This is a genomic window from Microvirga zambiensis WSM3693 (assembly GCF_016735695.1).
In the GTDB taxonomy this organism is placed as follows: Bacteria; Pseudomonadota; Alphaproteobacteria; order Rhizobiales; family Beijerinckiaceae; genus Microvirga; species Microvirga zambiensis.
On record NZ_JAERQD010000003.1, the window covers coordinates 133978 to 151142 of the forward strand.

At 63.1% G+C, this 17165-nt stretch carries 13 protein-coding genes; 7 read left to right on the forward strand and 6 right to left on the reverse strand.

The window, feature by feature from the left end:
* Positions 1-6: 6 nt before the first annotated feature.
* Positions 7-966, forward strand: coding sequence for a Rossmann-fold NAD(P)-binding domain-containing protein (locus tag JKL46_RS04140; RefSeq protein ID WP_201830149.1), 960 nt, complete (start codon positions 7-9; stop codon positions 964-966).
* A gap of 31 nt (positions 967-997) precedes the next feature.
* On the opposite strand, the gene JKL46_RS04145 is transcribed toward JKL46_RS04140, so the two are convergent.
* The 3 genes from JKL46_RS04145 to serA form a co-directional block, all read right to left on the reverse strand.
* Positions 998-1615, reverse strand: coding sequence for a hypothetical protein (locus JKL46_RS04145; protein WP_201830150.1), 618 nt, complete (start codon positions 1613-1615; stop codon positions 998-1000).
* A 164-nt stretch (positions 1616-1779) separates the two neighbouring features.
* Complete coding sequence (locus JKL46_RS04150; protein WP_201830151.1) at positions 1780-2370, reverse strand: hypothetical protein; 591 nt, start codon at positions 2368-2370, stop codon at positions 1780-1782.
* 115 nt (positions 2371-2485) lie between these two features.
* Positions 2486-3733, reverse strand: a complete 1248-nt coding sequence (gene serA, locus JKL46_RS04155) for a phosphoglycerate dehydrogenase (protein ID WP_201830152.1) — start codon at positions 3731-3733, stop codon at positions 2486-2488.
* 517 nt (positions 3734-4250) lie between these two features.
* Between serA and JKL46_RS04160 the strand changes: the two genes are divergently transcribed.
* The 3 genes from JKL46_RS04160 (at position 4251) to JKL46_RS04170 (ending at position 7507) form a co-directional block, all read left to right on the forward strand.
* Positions 4251-5555 (forward strand): O-antigen ligase family protein, encoded by a 1305-nt coding sequence (locus tag JKL46_RS04160; RefSeq protein WP_201830153.1) that lies wholly within the window; start codon positions 4251-4253, stop codon positions 5553-5555.
* Positions 5556-5707: 152 nt separating this feature from the next.
* A complete protein-coding gene (locus tag JKL46_RS04165) occupies positions 5708-6481 on the forward strand; it encodes an endonuclease/exonuclease/phosphatase family protein (RefSeq protein WP_201830154.1) in 774 nt (257 codons plus the stop codon).
* A gap of 81 nt (positions 6482-6562) precedes the next feature.
* Entirely contained in the window at positions 6563-7507 is a 945-nt protein-coding gene (locus JKL46_RS04170; protein WP_201830155.1) for a lysylphosphatidylglycerol synthase domain-containing protein, read from the forward strand.
* 3 nt (positions 7508-7510) lie between these two features.
* Here JKL46_RS04170 and JKL46_RS04175 read toward each other — a convergent pair whose 3' ends face one another.
* Positions 7511-9016, reverse strand: a complete 1506-nt coding sequence (locus tag JKL46_RS04175; protein WP_343074010.1) for a phospholipase D-like domain-containing protein — start codon at positions 9014-9016, stop codon at positions 7511-7513.
* 315 nt (positions 9017-9331) lie between these two features.
* Here JKL46_RS04175 and JKL46_RS04180 point away from each other — a divergent pair, with 315 nt between their 5' ends.
* From JKL46_RS04180 to glgA, 3 genes are all read left to right on the forward strand, one after another.
* Positions 9332-9670 (forward strand): DUF2934 domain-containing protein, encoded by a 339-nt coding sequence (locus tag JKL46_RS04180; protein WP_246529134.1) that lies wholly within the window; start codon positions 9332-9334, stop codon positions 9668-9670.
* 149 nt (positions 9671-9819) lie between these two features.
* Positions 9820-11103: a glucose-1-phosphate adenylyltransferase gene (glgC, locus tag JKL46_RS04185; RefSeq protein WP_201830156.1), complete on the forward strand. Its 1284-nt coding sequence runs from the start codon at positions 9820-9822 to the stop codon at positions 11101-11103.
* The gene (glgA, locus tag JKL46_RS04190; protein ID WP_201830157.1) at positions 11100-12551 is read left to right on the forward strand and encodes a glycogen synthase GlgA; all 1452 of its coding nucleotides are present in this window, start codon (positions 11100-11102) and stop codon (positions 12549-12551) included. The genes glgC and glgA overlap by 4 nt, the downstream gene beginning before the upstream one ends.
* A 19-nt stretch (positions 12552-12570) precedes the next feature.
* Here glgA and glgX read toward each other — a convergent pair whose 3' ends face one another.
* Together glgX and glgB are read right to left on the reverse strand one after the other, a co-directional pair.
* Entirely contained in the window at positions 12571-14778 is a 2208-nt protein-coding gene (glgX, locus tag JKL46_RS04195) for a glycogen debranching protein GlgX (RefSeq protein WP_201830158.1), read from the reverse strand.
* An 80-nt stretch (positions 14779-14858) separates the two neighbouring features.
* On the reverse strand, positions 14859-17123 hold the full coding sequence (gene glgB, locus JKL46_RS04200) for a 1,4-alpha-glucan branching protein GlgB (protein WP_425493235.1): 2265 nt from the start codon (positions 17121-17123) through the stop codon (positions 14859-14861).
* Positions 17124-17165: the final 42 nt, after the last annotated feature.

Genomic DNA, 17165 nt, shown 5'->3' on the forward strand with positions numbered 1-17165 from the left:
GCGATCATGCCTGCTGCAACCCCGATCACCATTCTCGAGCTGCCGCAGATCGAGCAACGCCTCGAGGGTCTCGATCTGGTGGGCCTGATGGAGGAGGCCTTCGCTGCCTTCTCGCGGGGTGAGGCGGTGATCCCGTCGCCGGGTGAGCTTCTTCTCAGCGATCCGCCCGGCGAAGTGCACATCAAGTATGGGTACCTGACCGGCGGTGACACCTATGTCGTCAAGATCGCCTCGGGCTTCTGGAACAATCCTGCGCTGAACTTAAGCAGCAGCGACGGCCTCTTGCTGGTGTTCCGAAAGGCGACCGGCGAGCTGATGGCCGTGCTCAACGACCGCGGACGGTTGACGGATCTTCGCACCGCGGCTGCAGGTGCCGTTGCAGCAAAGCATCTCGCGCCGACAAGCGTGGATGCCATCGGCGTGCTCGGAACCGGCATCCAGGCAGAGCTGCAGATTCGTCTGCTTCAATCGGTCCGACCGTGCCGGAACGTGGTTGTCTGGGGCCGCGACCCGGCGCGCGCATCGGCCTATGCGGAGCGGATGCGGAATCAGGATTTTATCGTCGACATCGCGCGCTCGCCGGCGGAGGTGGCGGATCGGTGCCGCCTGATCGTAACGGCGACCGCGAGCGCTGCTCCGCTGTTGCATTGGCGCGACGTCCGGTCCGGCACCCATATCACGGCCATCGGCGCCGACAGCGCGGACAAGCAGGAGCTGGACGAGGCCATCATCCGCAAGGCCGATATCGTGGTCACGGACAGCCGGGTTCAGGCGCGATCACGTGGGGAGTTCGGCCATGCCTATGACAACGATGCTTCGTCCATGAGCAAAGTCGTCGAGATCGGCGAGATCGTTTCAGGAGAAGCAGGAGGGCGTGGCGGAGCGGATCAGATCACCGTCTCGGCCTTCTCAGGGCTCGCAGTTCAGGACATCGCCATGGCAACGGCAATCCTGAAGCGATCATGACGCTAAATCCGCTGCGCCCAAACTCGTCCCATCAGGCTACGCCTTGAGCGGCGAGATCGATGCGTTCGATCAGGGCATCGATCTCCGCCACTTTTCTCAGGCGGTCTTTGCAGCGCCTGTCCATCTGCCAGGATCTGGCGATGCTGAGCGCCAGAATCGGAAGCGCCCAGAGAATGCCGATGGCTTGGAGCAGAACTATGGTCAGGGACCCAATCGACAGGATCCAGACCTCGATGCGTCCGAAACCTTCGGTGAACTCGTTCTGCATCAGCAGTTGCTGACGCTCCATCAGGAGGCGTGTCTTGGCGTGATCGAGCCTGGACCTTTGCGGTGCAGCCGGCAAAGCGCTTCGCAGGGTCTCGAGTCCGCTTTTGATAGTGGTGAGACCCGCCGACCTCTCGGCTGACTCCGGCTCCTGCGCAATCGGCGCGAAGGCTGCGGCGATGCGGCGGTAGAAGACGACGAGGGCAGGCGGCTGATTGTCCTGCTCGGTCGTGAGTTCGCCGGGCTGAAAGCGGTCCGTGATGCGGCTGCGAATCTGCGCAGCGGTGGTCTCGGACCCATTATCCTGATCGCTCCGTTGAAAGGACGCTGCAACGTGAGCGGCGATCGCGCTCTCCAAAGCGGCCTCAGCCCTTTCCGACGACATTCGCAGCTTCCTCCCCCGATGCCCCGTTCGCCGGTCTGCGGGCAAAGGAACGCCATGCGCAAGGCCGAGATACCGAAGGGGCAACCCCGAAGCTGTAGAGAATATGGTTAACAAATGGTTAATGGCACCTGCCGGAACCAACAGACCAGGGGATAAGTCCGGCTTCAGGGCGTCTCGTCGCGCGGTTCATCCTGCAGCATGCCGGCGAGGTCTCGCAGGAACTTGATCGAAGCCGGCGGACGGCCCTCCTGTTCCGCAATCGTGATGATGTGATTCAGGATGTTGGCGATCTCGCCGAGCTTGGCAACCCTGCTGGCCGAGAGCACGTGGAAGAAGGTGGAAAAGGCGACCGCGATGGCCTGGTCGTGTTCTTCCAGCCTGCGGCACTGCTCCTTGAGCGCCTTGATGTCCTTTTCCTGCGCCGAGACGATCTCGACGAGGGTCAGCATCTGTTCGGCCAGGGTGTCCAGCGAGGCGTTCATGTCTGTCGGGCGGTCCAGGTCTTCGATGCTTGGCGGAACGGCGCGGGGGAGGCGGTCGGAGGCCTGATGACCCAAAGCGTGCGCCAGCGAAGGCAGCAGAGATGCAACACGATCGTGCTGCTCCGCCATCCTCTCCGCTCTCGGCACGTCCTCCTCGTCGTGCGCGACATGCGTCTCCTCGGCAACGACCGCGGGCATGCGTGTCGCCCGCGCGAATTTGGAGGCGGCCTGCTGCAGCAGACGACGCAGCTTCACGTGAAGTTCTGCAATCACGTTCCCACTTCCGCTCCCACCAGCATCGGGCCCTCGCGAGAGAGCGGCAGACCGTATCATGCCTGCGGATCGAATGCTTCAGGAAGCTCTTGATGCGGTTAAGAGAATCGATCTGTCATCCACGCGCGTAGAGCAGGCGCGCGCGGATCGTTCCATCGAGCGCGCGGATCTCGCGAAGAGTCTCCCTGCTGTGCTCGGGCGATCCTTCCGCTTCGATCACCACGTATCCGATCTCGCCGTCGGTCTGCAGATGCTGCCCCGTGATGTTGAGGCCGCGCTGCGAGAAGACGTTGTTGAGACGCCCGAGAATGCCGGGCACGTTCCTGTGCACGTGGATGTAGCGCGTGCCGGTGGGCCGTGGCGGAAGCTGCACCTGCGGGAAGTTGACGGCGCCGATCGTGGTGCCGACATCGGAGTAATCGACAAGCTTCTTTGCCACCTCGGCGCCGATGCGCTCCTGGGCTTCTTCCGTCGAGCCGCCGATGTGAGGTGTCAGAATAACGTTGTCGAGGCCCTGCAGCGGCGTGACGAAGGCTTGCTTGTTGGAGGCAGGTTCGACGGGGAAGACGTCCACGGCCGCGCCGCGCAGATGCCCATCCTTCAAGGCCGCAGCGAGCGCCTCCAGGTCGACCACGGTGCCGCGGCTGTTGTTGATGAGATAAGCGCCCTTCTTCATCGCCGCGATCTCGGCCTTGCCGATCATGCCGTGCGTTGCGGGCGTTTCCGGCACGTGCAGGCTGACCACGTCGCTCTCGCGCAAGAGCGCATGCAGGCTGTCGGCCGGTTCCGTATTGCCGTGACGCAGCTTGTCGGTCTGATCGAAGAAGATGACCCTCATGCCCATGGCCTCGGCCAGATACGAGAGCTGCGAACCGATATTGCCGTAGCCGACGATGCCGAGGGTCTTGCCGCGCACCTCATGGCTGTCGACGGCCGCTTTGTCCCATTGTCCCGCATGGGCGCCGGTGGATTTCGGGAAGGTGCGGCGGAGCAACATGACGATCTCGCCGATGACCAGTTCCGCCACGCTCCTCGTGTTCGAGAAGGGAGCGTTGAAGACCGGAATGCCCGCGTGCCGGGCGGCGTCGAGGTCGACCTGGTTCGTGCCGACGCTGAAGCAGCCGACCGCGATCAGCCTGTTCGCCGCATCCAGAACCTTGCCGGTCAGCTGCGTCCGGGAGCGGATGCCGAGCAGGTGGACACCCTGCAGGGCCTCGATCAGCTGAGCCTCGTCGAGAGCGGTTTTGAGATGCGTCAGGTTGGTGTAGCCGGCGCCCCTGATCAGCTCGACAGCGCTGTCGTTCACTCCCTCGAGCAAAAGAACGCGGATCTTGTCTTTCTGAAGAGAGAACATCTCGCTCATGTCAGCTCCATATGCCGTGCGCGAGATGCCATACCCCGCCTAACGCAAGACGAACATCCCTTTTGGCGCATCCTGGCCATGCCCCACGAGATCGGGGCATCTCCCGGGCGGAGGAGGGGCCGTACCCCGAATGATCACTCCCGGCCCGGCGGGACTGGGCTATGATGAGCCAATCCGGCCGCAGCTGCAGCCGGTCAAGGAGGCGGGAGCCGGTGCCGGATGTACGCACGGCTCCCGTTCCTTTTTTGAGCCGCTGGCTCCATAGCTAAACCCAACGCACTGCTCTCGCTCATTGCCGTGCACTTCGCGGTTCGGTTATCTTCGAGGAGGTCTGCTCACGGGTAGACAGCCTCAGGCGCGACAAACCGCCATTCTTTATTCGGCGGAACCTGCCGGGACTATGAATATAGTTGCTTCTCGCTTAGTTATGCCCTGGCTGGTCCTGTAGGCCCGCTGCGATGAGTCGATATCGCACGAAGCTGATGGCCCGCTCGAAGGTTCATGCGACGGAAAGTGCATGTTTGCAGAATACAGAGAATTGGTTCGGCGAAAATCTACAGCATCCATGCCAAATCGCATAACTTCGGAAGAGATATTTTCCAAACCGGCCACCGGTAAAGATCGTGGCCTTAGCATTCATTTGGAAAACATCGGTCATGGACTGATCGTTCTCCTTCCAGTGGCGATGGCGGTTGCCAATCGGTCTTCTCCGTTGCTTATCGCCTGCGCTGCGTTGTTTGTGCTTGCCTCGCGCCTTACCTCTGGCGGCATCGACTCCTATCGCCTGGCTTTGAAAGGGGTGCGGACATCCGCCCTCGTTTTCGCCATTTGTGGAATTGTCTATCCACTCGTGACGCTCGCCTGGGCGCTGAAGCCGGCCCTCGGCCTGTTCTCCTGGGGCGAGGCGGTGCTTCCCGCGATTTCGAGCGCCGTCCTAATCATCAGCTGGCGCATCGCACCCCCGCCGCGGTGGATGGTGGGAGCGCTTGCGATAGCGATGCTGACCGCTGCAGGGTTCATCATCGCCGAACTCCAGCTCGGCCTGCCGTTGAGGCATCTCTATGGGGGGCGCCTCGCGACTTTCGTTCACAACAGGCCGGTCGTGACGCTGCTTCTCCTGCTCGGGCCTGTCCTCGTCTTGATCGGGTTCCAAAGGCGGCGGATGCTCTGCTGGTCGTTATTGCTGGCAACCGTGGCCGCCGTCCTGGTTTCCGAAAGCGAGGCGGCAAAACTCGGCCTGGTCGCTGCGGCTGGGACCTATGCGCTCAGCTATGCTCCCTTCGTCTGGGTGAAGCGGCTGCTCGCGGTCTTTCTGCTCGGACTGATCTGGATGCAGCCTTTTTTCGGAAGCACGGTTGACAGGATCGTGCCCGAAAGCGTGATCGAAGCCACCAAGGCGGGGAACTCGCGCGCGCGCATCGAACTCTGGCAGGCCTTCAGCGACGTCTCCCGGCGCTACCCCGTCTTTGGGACAGGTTTTTCATCGTCCCCGCATATGGGCAGTCATCCGGTAGCCGCCGAGATCGACCCGGCTTACCGTAAACTGCTGAGCGTGGGTCATCCCCATAACGGATTTCTGCAAGCCTGGGTCGAGTTGGGGGCAATCGGCGCGCTGTTCCTGACAGGACTCGTCCTTTGGGTGCTGAAATGCCTGTCGGATGCCCCAACCGATATCCGCCGCATTGGGCTGGTGACGCTGATGACGAGCAGTGCGATCGCGCTTGTCAGCCATGGCGCCTGGCAGGGCTGGTGGATCGCGGCTGTCTCCCTTGCCGCCGCATTGCTGACCCTCCGCCCGATCCGTTCTTCGCCTGTGGAATGACTGCAGCCGGCGGGCGCTTTTGAGCCCACCGCCTAAATTGTCAGGCTTGCCGGGATCCAAGCGCCTTGGCTGCGTGTTTGGCTTGCGACCGTATCGGACAGGCTGGCGTGGGCGGTTGCGCTCATGCGAAGGGCCTGAGGAGAAGGGGGCGAATGCCGCGGATTCTGACCTACAACGTCCACCGCTGTCTTGGGACCGACGGTCGGATCTCGCCTGAGCGGATTGCCGACGTGATCGCGGCCTATGAGCCGGATGTGGTCGCGCTTCAGGAACTCGATGTGGGCCGGTTGCGGTCGGGCGGCATCGATCAGGCCCAGGCCATCGCCCAAGCGCTGGGAATGCAGGTGCATTTTCATGCCAGCCTGCGGGTGCTCGAAGAGCAATACGGCAATGCCATCCTGACCCACAGGCCTTCGCAGCTGGTCAAGGCGGAGGCGCTTCCCGGATGGGCGAGGCGGCCGAGCCTCGAGCCGCGCGGGGCGCTCTGGGCCTCCGTCCAGCTCGGGGGCGCGGAGGTACAGGTCATCAACACCCATCTCGGCCTTCGCCGGCACGAGCGTCTGGCCCAGATCGAAACCCTGCTTGGCCCGCACTGGCTCGGCCATCATTCCTGCCGGGAGCCGGTGATCCTGCTAGGGGATTTCAATGCCACGCCACGGGGGCGGGTCTATCGGCGTCTGGCGGCCCAGCTCTGCGATGCGCAGGCGGAGGCGCGGCTGCCGAAGCCCAAGGCGACCTTCCCCTCCCGCCTGCCGATGCTGCGGATCGACCATGTTTTCGTCAGCCGTTCCATCCGCGTGCAGCGGATCGAAACCGTCCGGACGCCCCTCGCCCGGATCGCCTCGGATCATCTGCCGCTCCTGGTGGAGTTCCAGATCGTTCACGGCAAGGGGCAGAAGCCAAGCCTCGCCCATGCACAGGAATAGCTGTTCGCTTCATCCGCCTGAGGGATCGCGGATCCCTTCATCGTGTTGAACTTCATGACACGGAGCAGGTGAGGAGAGCAGATGCGGAACTGGAAATATCTGATCGCTGCGGCGGCCATCGGCCTCGCAGCCTTCCTCCTTTACCGCACCCTCAGCCGCTACAGCCTGGACCAGCTGGTGGAAGCCGTGTCGGCGGTTCCCGTTCCAAGGCTCCTGGGCGCTGCCGCCTTCGCGGCGGCAAGCTATCTCTGCCTGACCTGCTTCGACTATCTCGCTCTGCGCTATGTCGGCAAGCCGTTGCCCTATCCGAAGGCCGCCCTGGCCTCGTTCACCGCCTTGTCTCTCGGTCACAATATCGGGCTGGCGGCACTCAGCAGCGGTGCCGTCCGCTACCGCTTCTACAACCGCTGGGGCCTGAGCACGGGGGAGGTCGCCAAGGTGATCGTCTTCTGCGGCATCACCGTCGGGCTCGGGCTCATGGTGCTCGGGGGAGCAGCTCTTCTGCTGCGCTCCGGCCTTGCGGTCGAGATTACGGGGCTGTCGCTGCCCGTGGTGATCGCTCTGGGCATCGGATGCCTGGCTGTGCCGGCGATCTACCTGATCCTGTCCGCTTTCGTCCGCAAGACGCTACGGATCAGACGCTGGTCTCTCGAAGTGCCGCCGCTCCGGCTGGCTGTCGGGCAGGTGCTGGTAGGCTCGGTCAATTTCGCCTTCGTGGCGGCCTGCCTGCATCAGGCGCTCGCGGCTGTGGCCGAGGTGGCCTATCTCGGCGTCGCTTCGGTCTACGTGATCGCCAACGCAACTGCCTTGGTAAGCCATGTGCCGGGCGGCCTGGGGGTGATCGAGAGCGTGGTCATGTACCTGCTGCCGCAAAAGGACCTGATCGGCCCGCTCCTGGTGTTCAGGTTCGTCTATTTCCTGGTTCCGCTCGGGCTGGGCAGCATCCTGTTCGCCATCACGGAACTCTATTACCGCCGCCGCAATCCGTCTTATACGGAAGGCGCCGGACTTGGGGCGAAGGCCTGAAGATCAGTCGTAACGGCGCCGGAACAGGGACAGGGGCTCGAAGGGCTCCAGCGGGTCGAGTAGCCCGGTACCCAGAGCCGGCACATCCGGCCCGTCATCCGCCATGGCATCGAAGGCGCGCAGGCCCCGCTTGCCCGCATTGAGCCGCTCGACGGCACGGATCAGCGAGCCGTCCTCGTCCGCCAGGGTACGGGTGAACAGGTCGGGATCCACCTCCAGGTGTTCCGCCAGCAGGCGGTCGCGCAGGCGGACAATCGTGCTCTTCATCTCGTCCGTCGTCGCCTCGATGGCGAGATCGCATTCGCTGTCGAGGCCGATGGAGCGGTTGTTCAGGTTGGATGACCCGATGCGAAGAAAGACATCGTCGACGATGACGAGCTTGGAATGGATCAGCACCTGGCATTCCCCGTCCTTGCCGTCGGGGATGACCGGGTAATAGACCCGCAGCCGGTCCTGGTATTCGCACTTTCGTAAACGGCGGATCAGCCGGTCGCGGTTGGTGCCCATCACCAGTTCCTCGGCCCAGCCATGGGATTCATGGGTCTGAATCACCACGATCTCGGGGCCGTCCGGATTGGCGAGGTGCCGCTCCAGCACGTCGCCGACATAAGGCGCGGTCATGTATTGCGCTTCGATGTAGATCGCTTTCTTGGCAGCGGCGAGCGCATCGAGAGTCAGGGCGGCTGCCTCGTGGACGGCGGACTGCTCGCCCCAGGCCGGGAAGGTTCGGGCGATAGCAACCGATGCATTGTGAAAATCCGGCATTAGACCGGAGGGCCAGGGGGCGGCGCTAACGGGTGAAAGCGATACCTCTTCGCCAGTGGCGAATTTCCAGCGGCAATAGCCCACCTCGGCCACCGAGCGCGCGGCTTCGCCGTCGACCGCCATCTGAAGGTCGTGGACCGGTTCGTAGATCGTCCCGTCGTCCTTCACGCGGATCGGGTCGTCGCAGGCGTGGCGATCCGTGTCCCAGCGCTCCACGGTCAGATCCATCCCGCCGACGAAGGCCAGCGCATCGTCGATGCAGACGATCTTCTGGTGGTGGGCAGCATAGAGCGGGTGGTGGGTATCGAGCTTGATGTGAAGCCGCGGATGGTTCTGCCACTCGGCGCCGAAGATGAGAGGGCCCGGCGCTCCTGGGGCATGAACGACGGCCACGCTCCAGACGAGGATCCTGACCTCGAGCTCCGGCCGCTCCTCGACGAGAGAGCGGAGCAGCGGGCCGAGCGGCGGCGAATCCTCGGCGCATTTGTCCGGGCAGAGGCGGATGCTGCCGTCGAAATCCCAGCCGACGATCAGGATTGAGCGTTGAGCATTGCGCAAGGCAGTTTCGAGATGGGCAAAATAGGGTGCGCCATCGATGAGGACTGCCGCCCGGTCCGCTTGGGCCACGCGCCAGCAATTCTGGCCCGGACGCAGAATCGGTCCCTCGGGCAGCCGCATCGGCTGCCGGGTCGCGTCGAGGGCTTGCAGGCTTGTCGTCTCTTCCAGAAGTTGCACGTCAGCCACGATCGTTCACCAGTTCCTTGCCAACTCGGGACTGAAGCCAAGGTTCCCGGATCGGCCGGGTGAGGGCGCCTTCCCGCCGAGAGCGGCGGCGGCTTCGCGGAAGATCCGGCGGGCTGCACAAATCCTGATCGGGATACGTTCGAACTCTGGGCAAACATTTGCGGCCGATTGAGCGGGGAGACGTTGCCAATCGCGAGACGCGCCTAATAATTTACAGCAGTTCGCATCCGGTTAAGGGCATTTTCGTGGTTGGCCGATTAGGCCAGCTCTCGTCGCGCCGCACCCGGTCGGGGTCGGCATCAGGATTGAAGGGCGATGATGGACAAGAAGCTTGAAGAACGAATCCGCGAAAGGGCCTATCAGCTCTGGATGCGCCATGGGAGCATCCACGGCCGTGCGGATGAATATTGGTATCAGGCCGAACGTGAAGTTCTCGGTAAAAGCGACGATGACGACACGCGGCCTGCGCCGATCATCGATCCGGCACCCTTGGGAATGACGAGCGCAACGGATGACGAGGAGCTTGCTCCTCCCGTCGCGCCCAAGACCCGCAAGAAGCGCACGCCAGCCGCAGCACCCGTGGTCTCTGGCGTCGAAGGAACCGAGGCGTCCACGCCGACGCCCAAGCGTCGTCGACCGACGCGCGTGAGCTGAACGAGCCATCGCAACATGAGCCTTCGACCATATGGCCGGAGGCTTCGGGGCAGGAACTCAACTGAAGTCGGAACACGCCAAAGAACCTGCGGCCGATTTCAGCGTCTACATAACGGGGCTGTTGGTGCCCCTGACGTGAGGACCCAGCCTTGCCCAAATCAAGCGTTTCCTACGCACCTCTCGCCCGAAATGCGATGGCCTACATTCTCGCCGGCGGGCGCGGCAGTCGATTGCTGGAGCTGACCGATATCCGCGCGAAGCCCGCAGTCTATTTCGGCGGCAACACGAGGATCATCGACTTCGCCCTGTCGAACGCGCTCAATTCCGGCATCAGGCGCATCAGCGTCGCGACGCAGTACAAGGCGCACAGCCTCATCCGCCATCTCCAGCGCGGTTGGAACTTCTTCCGCGCCGAGCGGAACGAGAGCTTCGATATTTTGCCGGCGAGCCAGCGCGTATCCGAGACCATGTGGTACGAGGGCACGGCCGATGCGGTGTATCAGAACATCGACATCATCGCGAGCATCGATCCGGAATACATCATCATCCTGGCCGGCGATCACATCTACAAGATGGACTACGAAATCATGCTCCGGCAGCACGTCGATACGGGCGCGGATGTGACCGTGGGCTGTCTCGAGGTGCCGCGCATGGAAGCCGTCGGCTTCGGCGTGATGGCGGTCGACGGGACGGACCGCATCGTCTCGTTCCTGGAAAAGCCCGCCGATCCGCCAGGTATGCCCGACAAGCCCGACATGGCGCTCGCCAGCATGGGCATCTATGTTTTCAACACCCGCTTCCTGTTCGAGCAGCTGCGACGCGATGCGGAGACGCCCGGCTCGAACCGGGATTTCGGCAAGGACATCATCCCCTACCTCGTTCAGCACGGAAAAGCCGTCGCGCATCGCTTCACCAATTCCTGCGTCCGCTCCGGCGCAGAGGCCGGCGGCAGCGAAGCGGAGGCCTATTGGCGCGACGTGGGAACGGTCGATGCCTATTGGGAGGCGAATATCGATCTGACGGCGATCGTGCCGTCGCTCGATCTCTACGACCGCGAGTGGCCGATCTCCACTTTCTCCGAGACGTGGCCACCGGCTAAATTCGTCCATGACGAGGATGGACGGCGCGGCCATGCCATCAATTCGCTCGTCTCGAGCGGCTGCATCGTCTCCGGCGCGGCCCTGCGCCGGTCGCTGGTGTTCACCGGCGTTCATCTCCATTCCCACGCCGATGTGGAGGGGGCGGTCATTCTCCCCTACGCCGATGTCGGGCGGGATGCCCGGCTCAAGGACGTCGTCATCGACCGCGGAGTGCGCATCCCTGACGGACTGGTAGTGGGAGAAGATCCCGAGTTGGACGGCCGACGCTTCCGCCGCACTGAAAAGGGCATCTGCCTGATCACGAAGCCGATGATCGAGAGATTGGAAGGATGAGGCCTCTGAAGGTTCTGTCGGTCACGTCAGAGATCTTTCCGATCATCAAGACAGGCGGCCTCGCCGATGTGGCGGGTGCCTTGCCTGCGGCGCTCGCGCAGGAGGCCGTAAGGGTCATTACGCTCGTTCCCGGCTACCCGGCGGTGCTGAAGGCGTTGAAAGGCGCCGAAATCCTGCACGAATATCCGGCATTCTTCGGAGGAGCGGCGCGCCTTCTCTCTGGCACCGGCGCCGATCTCGATCTCTTCGTCATCGACGCGCCCCATCTCTTCGAGCGGCCGGGCTCACCCTATCTCGCGCCGAACGGCAGGGATTGGCCGGACAATGCCCGGCGCTTCGCGGCGCTCGCGCGAGCCGCCGCCGATATCGGCCAAGGACTGGTGCCGGCCTTCGTTCCTGACATCATCCATGCCCATGACTGGCAGGCCGGGCTCGTTCCCGCCTATCTGCGTCTCGTAGCGGGGCCCCGGCCGGCCACTGTGATCACCATCCACAACATCGCCTTCCAGGGCATATTCCCGGCCGATCTGCTGTTCGAACTCGGACTGCCGGCGAGCATGTTCACGGTGGACGGTGTGGAATATTACGGACAGATCGGCTTCCTCAAAGCTGGTCTTCAGCTCGCCGACCGCATCACCACCGTTTCGCCCACCTACGCGAGAGAGATCCAGACGCCGGAGGGCGGAATGGCGCTCGATGGATTGCTGCGTTCCCGCTCGAGCATCGTGTCCGGCATCCTCAACGGCATCGACGAGCGAGTCTGGAATCCCTCGACCGATGCGCTTCTCGCACGGACTTATGACCGCGACAGCCTCGATGCGCGCTCCGTCAACAAGCGGGCATTGCAGGAGCGTCTCGGTCTGAAGCCGGATTCCGACGCAATGCTGTTCGGCGTGGTCAGCCGGCTGTCGGAGCAGAAGGGGCTCGATCTCGTGCTCGCCGGCCTGTCGCGACTGCTTGCGGGCGGTGCTCAACTGGCATTGCTCGGGGCCGGGGACACGACGCTCGAGGACAGTTTCCAGAGCGCGCGCGTCGTCTATCCCGGTCAGGTCGGCTGCTTCTTCGGCTACGACGAGGCGCTTGCGCACCAGATCCAGGGTGGCAGCGACGCACTTCTGGTTCCGTCGCGCTTCGAGCCCTGCGGCCTCACCCAGCTTTGCGCCATGCGTTACGGCAGCATTCCCGTCGTCTCGCGGGTGGGCGGGCTTGCCGACACCATCGTCGACGCCAACGAGATGGCCATCGCGACGGGATCCGGAACCGGCATCCAGTTCGGCCCTGTCACTCTCGGTGCGGCAATCGACGCCTTCGACCGCGCCAAGCGCCTCTGGCGTGACAAGGATGCGTGGCGGCGCCTGCAGACAAACGGCATGAAGGCCGATGTCAGCTGGCACCGCCCTGCGAAGCAATATGCCGATCTTTATCGCTCTTGCGTTCCGGAGACGTGAGTAGAAGAGGGCGCCTGAGCTAGGCGCCTTTCCTTTTGGTTGCCTTCTGCTGCTTTGCCGGCTTCAGCTGGAACAGCAGGAGAGAATGTGCCGTCACCGTGTATTCCTTGCCGAATCTGAATTCGCTCGGTGCTTCCAGGTCAGGCTGGTTGGTGTCGATATGGCACATCCAGGATGCACCGCCGACCACCTCGGGCAGCGTGCATTTCACAACATCATGGTGGGCGTTCAGGATCAGGAGCAGCGTCACGTCCGTTCCGCGTCGACGGATGCCGGTCGGCTGCGCGCGGCCGTCGAGGAGGATGCTGATGCAACGGGCATTGGCATCCTGCCAATGCTCGGGCGTCATCTCGTCGCCTGCGGGCGTGAGCCATGTCACGTCCTTGACGTCGAGCTCCTCGTTGTAGATGCCTGACAGGAAGCGGCCCCTGCGCAGGATCGGCAGGTCCTGGCGCAGCTGAATGAGCTTGCGGGTGAACTCGAGCAGCTCGATGCCGTCCTCGTCGATGCCCTCCCAGTCGATCCAGGAGATTTCGTTGTCCTGGCAATAGGCGTTGTTGTTGCCGTTCTGGGTTCGGCCGAACTCGTCGCCGGCGAGCAGCATCGGCGTGCCCTGCGAGAAGAGCAGGGTGGCCAGCATGTTGCGCATCTGGCGCAGCCGTACCTCGCGGATCTTCGGGTCATCCGTCGGACCCTCGACGCCATAATTGAAGGACAGGTTGTGGTCGTGCCCGTCCTTGTTGTCCTCGCCATTCGCCTCGTTGTGTTTGTCGTTGTAAGAGACGAGATCCCTGAGCGTGAACCCGTCATGGGCGGTGATAAAGTTTACCGATGCCCAGGGCCGGCGCCCCCGTTTGTTGAAGATGTCGGCCGACGCGGTGAGACGGGAGGCGAGTTCCGGCAGCTTGCCCGGCTCACCTTTCCAATAGGCCCGCATCGCGTCGCGATAGCGGTCGTTCCACTCCGCCCACCCGGGCGAGAAGCGCCCGACCTGATAGCCGCCGGGTCCGCAATCCCACGGCTCCGCGATGAGCTTCACCTGACTCAGCGCCGGATCCTGCCTGCAGGTGTCGAGGAAGCGCCCGTCCTCCTCGAAACCGTGCGGCTCACGCCCGAGGATCGTCGCGAGATCGAAGCGGAAGCCGTCAATCTGCACCTCCTGCGCCCAATAACGCAAGCTGTCGGTCACCATCTGCAGCACGCGCGAGTGGCTGAGATTGACGGTGTTTCCGGTGCCCGTGTCGTTGATGTAGTAGCGTTTGTCCGGAGCAAGCCGGTAGTAGGATGCGTTGTCGATGCCCTTGAAGGACAGGGTCGGCCCGAGCTCGTTGCCTTCGGCGGTGTGGTTATAGACCACGTCGAGGATCACCTCGATCCCGGCATCGTGGAGATGGCTCACCATCTCCTTCACCTCGTTGACGAAGGGTGTTGCGAGATAGCGCGGCTGCGGCGCGAAGAAGCCTATGGAATTATAGCCCCAATAGTTCCGCAATCCCTTCTCGATGAGATAGCTGTCGTCGACGAAGGCGTGGATCGGCAGCAGCTCGACCGCGGTGACGCCGAGATTGCGGATATACTCGATCACCTCATGCTGCATAAGCCCGGAGAATGTGCCACGAAACTCCCGCGGCACGGCAGGATGCTGCATGGTGAAGCCGCGCAGATGCGTTTCATAGACGATCGTGCGCTCCCAGGACGTCTGCGGCCGGCGCACGCGTCCCCAGGTGAACGCCGACTCGACGACGCGGCACTTGGGCATGAAGCGCGCGCTGTCCCGTTTGTCGAACGAGAGATCGGCATCGTGCGAGCCGATCGTGTAGCCGTACAGTGCGGGGTTCCATTGCAGGTCCCCGATCAGCTGTCTGGCATAAGGGTCCAGCAGAAGCTTGTTCGGATTGAAGCGATGGCCGGCATCGGGCTCATAGGGACCGTAGACGCGGAATCCATAAGTTGTGCCGGGACGTGCATCGGGCAGGTAGCCGTGCCAGACTTCGTCGGTATATTCCGGCAGTTCGATCCGCTCCAGCTCGTGCCGGCCCTCCTCGTCGAAGAGGCACAGCTCCACCTTCGTAGCATTGGCGGAAAAGATCGCGAAGTTGACGCCCAATCCATCCCATGTCGCGCCGAGCGGGTAGGGCAATCCCTCCCGGACGCGGGACGTGCGCCGCATGTTGGGAGCAACGATCTGAGCAGCCGAGACCTCGCGAATATCAACCTTGTCGTTCATCCAAAATCCCAAAAAGCCAAACGGAGCAAAACTTCACCGTATCAACGCACGAGCTTTCAGGAAGTCCCGCCCAAGCGGAACTATATGTTCGCTCCCGAAGCCTCGTTGTCCCGGACCAGAATCAGCGTCGCCAAAGGCGGGATCGTGAGGGCGAGCGAGCAGGGGCGGCCGTGGCTCGGCGTCCTCTCCGCCTTCACCCCGCCGAGATTGCCTAAGTTGCCGCCGCCATAGAGCGCGGCATCCGTATTGACGGCCTCGCGATAGGTGCCCGGCAGCGGAACGCCGATGCGATAGCCTTCCCGCGGGACGGGCGTGAAGTTCGATACGACGACGGCCAGAGCCTCGCCGTCATCACCGCGCCGCAGCCAGGCGATGACGCTGTTGTCCCGGTCGTCCGACACGATCCACTCGAAGCCTTTCGCTTCGCAGTCCCGCTCATGCAGCGCGGGAATGGAGCGATAGGCCTGATTGAGATCCTTGATGAGATTCTGCACGCCCTTGTGGAAGGAGTTGTCGAGGAGGTGCCAATCGAGGCTCTCATCGTGATCCCACTCCCGCTCCTGCGCGAATTCCCCGCCCATGAACAGAAGCTTCTTGCCGGGATGTCCCCACATGAAGCCGAAATAGGCGCGCAGGTTCGCGAAGCGCTGCCACTGATCTCCCGGCATCCGGCCGATCAGCGATCCCTTGCCGTGCACGACCTCGTCATGGCTCAGCGGAAGGATGAAGTTCTCGGAGAAAGCGTAGAGAAGGCCGAATGTCAGGTCGTGGTGATGATAGCGCCGGAAGACCGGATCCTTGCCGATATAGCGCAGGGTGTCGTGCATCCAGCCCATGTTCCACTTGAACCCGAAGCCGAGGCCGCCGGTATAGGTGGGATGCGAGACGCCTGGCCAGGCGGTCGATTCCTCCGCGATGGTGATGGCACCGGGCGAGGTGGCATAGGCGACCTCGTTCATCTTGCGGATGAAGTCGATGGCGCCGAGGTTCTCGTTGCCGCCGTAGCGGTTCGGAATCCACTCTCCGGCTTTGCGCGAGTAGTCGAGATAAAGCATGGATGCGACCGCATCGACGCGCAGGCCGTCGAGGTGGTAGCGCTCGAGCCAGAAGCGTGCATTGGCCACAAGGAAGCTCATCACCTCCTGGCGCTCGAAATTGTAGATGTAGGTGCCCCAGTCCTGATGGAATCCGAGACGCGGATCGGCGTGTTCGTAAAGATGCGTTCCGTCGAAATAGGAGAGGCCGTGCGGATCGTTCGGGAAATGCGCCGGCACCCAATCGAGGATGATGCCGATCCCGGCCGCATGAGCTGCCTCGACGAAAGCCGCGAAATCCTCCGGCGTGCCGAAGCGGCTCGTCGGCGCATAGAGGGAGATCGGCTGATAGCCCCATGAGCCGTCGAAGGGAAACTCGGTGATCGGCAGAAGCTCGATATGGGTGAAGCCGAGATTCTTCACGTAGGGAATGAGCCGCACCGCCAATTCACGATAGGTGAGATAGCGGTTGCCTTCCTCGGGTACCCTTGCCCATGAGCCGAGATGGCACTCGTAGATCGACATCGGCGCCTTGCGGTGGTTCTGCGCCGCGCGCTCCTTCATCCACTCCGCATCCTGCCAGTCGAAGCTCTGTTCGCGCTGCAGAATCGATGCCGTGGCGGGCGGATGCTCCGCCGCGAAGGCGATGGGATCGGCCTTCAGCGCAAGAAGATCGCCGTTCAGGCCGACGATCTCGAATTTGTAGCGCTGGTCCGGCGTGATATCGGGGATGAAAAGTTCCCAGATCCCGCCCTCGTGGCGCCGCCGCATCGGATGCCGCCGTCCGTCCCAGCCGTTGAAGTCGCCGACGACGCTGACCCTACGCGCGTTCGGAGCCCAGACCGTGAAGAGAAAGCCCGCAATGCCGCCGAGATCGAGGAAATGGGCTCCGAGCTTGGTATAAACCGCGTCGCTCGTCGAATCGCCGATGCGCATGAGATCGTCATGCGTGAGGAACGAGCCGAAGCTGTACGGATCGTGCTGGATCTCGGATCCGTCCGGCCGTTCGATGCGCAGCCGGTAATCCGGCCGGTCCGTGGCGCTGACCGAGCCGACGAAGTAGCCCTCGGGCAGCCGTCGCTCCATGGTGCCGAGAACCGTTTCTCCATCGCGGTCCAGCAGAGTGACCTCATTGGCATCCGGCCGGATGATGCGGATCTCCCACCGGCCCGGCCCGACCTCATGAGGGCCGAGCGTGGCGAAGGGATCGCCGGAATTGACGATCTCGGCAACCGATGGCGGCTCGGCCCGGCGCTTTCCCGCGCCCTGCGGTCCACGACGGTGCTGATCCATTCCGGCAACCCCTTTCATATTCCATCCTATGGCGACGAGCGGAGCGCCATGCTCCGGCTG